This window comes from Methylobacterium sp., assembly GCF_019750675.1.
Lineage (GTDB): Bacteria > Pseudomonadota > Alphaproteobacteria > Rhizobiales > Beijerinckiaceae > Methylobacterium.
In genome coordinates this window covers 1-4,005 of sequence record NZ_JAIEOF010000245.1, presented here as the reverse complement: position 1 = coordinate 4,005, position 4,005 = coordinate 1, and the positions used below count along the sequence as shown (strand labels likewise).

Sequence of the window (4,005 nt, the reverse complement as noted above, 5' to 3'; positions counted from 1 at the left end):
GATGCGGCGACCCTGGTGGCGGAGGAGACCGGCCAGCCTCGCCGCGTCGTCTATGCCCGTGCCCTCGCCCTGGCACGCCGCGACGATGCGTGAAGCCGGGGAGCACCGGCGCGTCACCGACCGACGCGGGCGCTCGGCCGAGACGCTGGCCCTGGTCGCCCTGATGCTGAAGGGGTACCGCCCTCTCGGCACGCGCTTCCGCGCGGCGGGCGGGGAGATCGACCTCATCGTCAGGCGTGGCGATACGGTCGCCTTCGTGGAGGTCAAGGCGCGCGGCACCCTGATGGCGGCTCAGGGTGCCATCGATGCGCAGAAGGTGGCGCGGTTCTCGCGGGCGGCGCGGGCCTGGATCAGTCGCCACGCGGCCTGCGACGCCGCGACGTTCCGGGCCGATGCGGTGTTCGTCTCACCGGGCAGCTGGCCCCGGCACGTGGTCGACGCCTTTCCGATCGGATGAGGTCAGGCGGGCGTACTTATGCCTTCGCGGCGGCGACGGCGGCGATGAGCGTGCGCTTCAGGTCGGCCTGACTGAAGGGCTTCTGCACGACCGGACGGTCGCGGAAGGGCTCACGGATCCCGGCGCCGCCATACCCCGTCGAGAACACGATGGGCAGGTTGCGCTTCACGATCGCCTCGGCCACCGGATAGATCGGCTCGCCCGCGACGTTGACGTCGAGGATAGCCACCTCGAAACTCTCGGTCTCGGCCATTTCCAGGGCCGTCGACAGGCGCGCGGCCGGACCGACGACCGTGCAGCCGAAATCGAGCAGCATGTCTTCGAGAAGCATCGAGATTGCGGCTTCGTCCTCGACGACAAGCACGCGAGCCCCATTGAGAAGGTCTTCGTCCACTTGAGCACTCACGCCGGGGCTTCTTCCCTTCGATTCGTTCGGAATTCCGGAAGACCTTCCAGGAAGGCCATTCGCGGGTTCGCTCCCACCGTGTCCGATCAGCGCCGCGCGTCGCGGACGATACGATTTCCGCGCGGCGCCGGAGGGTGGATCGACCACCTCGGCACAGAGCGAGCCGTCGCCCGTTCCGACTGGCGTGTCAAGCACCGAGACCCCGGCAAACACCGTCTCGGGGGCCGCAATGTTACGGGCCGATACATTTCTCGGGGCTTCGCGCTTTGGGGTAGGATGCGAGAATCGGGGCGCCAATAACCTATGTTAGACAGACATTCCCGAGCGCGGTCTGTGGCGCGGCGATCGGTCCTCGGCGGCCTCGGGCTTCTCGCTTGGCGCGCCGCCACCCCCGTCTTGGCCGAAGCCCCCTTCGTCGTTGCCTCCAAAAGCGATACCGAGGGCGCGCTCACCGGAGCGATGATCGCGCGGGTGCTTGGCAGGCTCGGGCTTCCGGTGACACGCAAGCTCGGCCTCGGGCCGACCCTGATCGTGCGCACCAGCCTCCTGTCGGGTGAGGTGACGATCTACCCCGAGTACACGGGCAACGGCGCCTTCTTCACCGGTACGGAGTCCGACCCCGTCTGGAAATCGCCGGAGGGGGCCTACGAGACGATCCGCCGCCGCGACGCGGAACTCGGGCTCGTCTGGCTCCAGCGCGCCCCGGCCAACAACACCTGGCTGATCGCGGTGAACGGGGATCTCGCCCGGCGCGAGGGCTTGGCGACGATGGTGGATTTCGCGGGCGCCGTGCGACGCGGCTTGATCCGCCTCGCCGCCTCCACCGAGTTCGTCGAAAGCCCGGCCGCCCTGCCATCCTTCGAAGCCGCCTACGGCTTTTCCCTGCCGCTCGACCGCATCATCAGCCTTCCGGGAGGCGACACCGCAGTGACGGCTCGCGCGGCGGCGCAGGGCATCAGTGGCGTGAATGCCGGCATGGTCTACGGAACGGACGGTGCGCTCTCGGCCCTGGATCTCATCGTCATGAGCGATCCCCTGGCCGCGCAGATCGTCTACGAGGTCGCGCCGGTGATTCGAGCCGACGCTCTCAGGCGGCATCCTGAAATCGCGCCGGCCCTGGCGCGGGTCTTCACCACCCTCGACGCTCCGACCCTGCGCCGCCTCAACGCTCGCATCACCGTCGACGGCGCGGTGGCCGAGTCCGTTGCCGAGCAATACCTCTCGGAGAACGGGCTGTTGCCGTGATGAGATTCGATTTGCCTTTGGCCCTCCCGTTCGGTGCCCACCCGTCGCGAAGCCTCCCTCGTCTTGCGGGCATCGCCTGGACCTGCGCCCTCGCTCTGGCTCTGTTCGGCTTGCCCGTCCTCAGCATCGCCGAGAACCGTCTGGCGCTTGGGCGGCCCGTCCTCGGTGCCCAGGCGCTCGGATGGCAGGCCGGACTGATCCTCGCCCTGGGCGTCGCCGGCCTCGTGGTCCCGAGCCGCCAAGTGGCAAGATGGCGGACCGGGTTCACCTTGGCGGTCTTCGCCCTCACGATCCTCGTGCTCGGCGCCGGCCTCGGCCAGGGTGCGGCGCAGGCCCTTGCGGGTTTCCCCCCGGCTGCGCGCGCGAGACTGGACGGCGGCGCATGGCTCGCCCTCGCCCTCCTCGCGGGCGGGCTCGGTCTGGCGTTGCGCCGTGCCCGGGCGCCGTGGCTCGGGCCCGCGACGGTGGCGGCCATCGTCCTCGGCGTCGTCCTGATGGCGCGCTCCGGTGCCTTCGATGCCCTGTCCTTGGTCGTCGAGTACGCGGCGCGCCGCCAGATGGTGAACGCCGCCATCGCCGAGCACCTCGCCCTGTCGGGTGCGGCCCTGGCGCTGGCCCTCGCCGGGGCCGTGCTCCTGTCGCTGTGGCGCCGAGGGCAGGGCCTCGTGTCGATCGTGCTGAGCGGCATCCAGGTGGTGCCGGCGGTGGCGCTCCTCGGCGGCCTCGTCGCCATGACCGGCGGCCTCCTGCGCGCCGTCCCGGCCCTGCGGGATCTCGGCCTGTCGGCCCTCGGCGCGGTCCCCGCCATCGTCGCCATCGCGGCCTACCTGCTCCTGCCGCTCTGGCGGGGGCTCGCCCTCGCCCTGCGTTCCCCCGACGCCGCAACCCTGGAGGCCGCCGCAGCCCTCGGGCTCACCCCCGCGCAGGCCCTGTTCGGCGTTCGCCTGCCGCTGGGGGCGCCGGTCCTCGTGGCCGCCCTGCGGGTCACCGCCGTGCAGGCCGTCGGCCTCGCCACCCTCGGCGCCCTGGTGGGTGCCGGCGGCCTCGGCCGGATCGTCTTCGACGGCATGGCGCAGTTCGCCCCGGATCTGATCCTGCTCGGGGCGATCCCGGTGATCGCCCTGTCGCTGGGGGCCGAGATCGGCTTGAGCCGGATCGAGGCGGCGGCGCGCCGCCGCTGGCACGCCTGATGGACCGCGCTGCGCAGCCGACCGTACCTCACCCGGCCTTGGGTCTCGCCGTCACCGGACTGATCCTCGCGGGCATCAGCCATCCGGCCGCCGCGACCTGGATCGCCGCCGCCCTCGGAGAACCGGCCCGGCGGCCCCTCGACGTGACGCGTCTCCTCGCCTTGAGCCTGCAGCACGTCATCCTGGCCGGCGCGGGGCTCGCCCTCGTCACGGTCCTGGGCGTGGGCCTCGGCATCCTGGTGACCCGCCGGGCCGCGAGCCCCTGGAGGCCCCTGGTCGACGCGGTCGCGGCGGGCGCGCAGGCCGTACCGCCGGTGGTGGTGGTGGCGCTGGCCCTGCCGGTGCTCGGGTTCGGCGGCCCGCCGACCCTGCTGGCCCTCGTCGCCTACGGGATCATGCCGGTCCTGCGCGGCACGGTCGGCGGGATCGAGGGCGTGGCACCGGATATCCGCGAGGCCGGCCGGGCGGTCGGCCTGACCCGTCTTCAGATCCTGACGCGGATCGAACTACCCCTGGCAGCGCCGGCCATCGTCGAGACCCTGCGCACGGCCCTCGTTCTCGCCGTCGCCACGGTCGCGGTGGGGGCACTCGCCGGGGCCACCACCCTCGGCACGCCGATCGTCGCCGGGCTGCAGAACCAGAACACCGTGCCCATGCTCCAGGGCGCGGCGGCCACCGCCGCCCTGGCGTTCCTCGGCGAGGCCGCA

Annotated in this window: 5 protein-coding genes; 4 read left to right on the top strand and 1 reads right to left on the bottom strand. The window is 71.9% G+C overall.

Annotated features, from left to right (window positions below):
- Nucleotides 1–85 precede the first annotated feature (85 nt).
- Complete coding sequence (locus tag K2X24_RS12500) at nucleotides 86–457, top strand: YraN family protein (RefSeq protein ID WP_292498476.1); 372 nt, start codon at nucleotides 86–88, stop codon at nucleotides 455–457.
- Nucleotides 458–473: 16 nt separating this feature from the next.
- Here the strand turns inward: K2X24_RS12500 and K2X24_RS12495 are convergent, their stop codons facing one another.
- A complete protein-coding gene (locus K2X24_RS12495; RefSeq protein WP_238276015.1) occupies nucleotides 474–863 on the bottom strand; it encodes a response regulator in 390 nt (129 codons plus the stop codon).
- A gap of 303 nt (nucleotides 864–1,166) precedes the next feature.
- Between K2X24_RS12495 and K2X24_RS12490 the strand changes: the two genes are divergently transcribed.
- The 3 genes from K2X24_RS12490 to K2X24_RS12480 form a co-directional block, all read left to right on the top strand.
- Nucleotides 1,167–2,108, top strand: a complete 942-nt coding sequence (locus tag K2X24_RS12490; RefSeq protein WP_292498474.1) for a glycine betaine ABC transporter substrate-binding protein — start codon at nucleotides 1,167–1,169, stop codon at nucleotides 2,106–2,108.
- Between the two features lie 11 nt (nucleotides 2,109–2,119).
- Nucleotides 2,120–3,298 carry an ABC transporter permease subunit gene (locus tag K2X24_RS12485; protein ID WP_292498471.1) on the top strand — a complete coding sequence of 393 codons (1,179 nt, stop codon included), beginning with the start codon at nucleotides 2,120–2,122 and terminating at the stop codon, nucleotides 3,296–3,298.
- Nucleotides 3,298–4,005, top strand: a 708-nt coding sequence (locus K2X24_RS12480; RefSeq protein WP_292498469.1) for an ABC transporter permease, incomplete at its 3' end; no start/stop codon positions are given. The genes K2X24_RS12485 and K2X24_RS12480, both read left to right, overlap by 1 nt.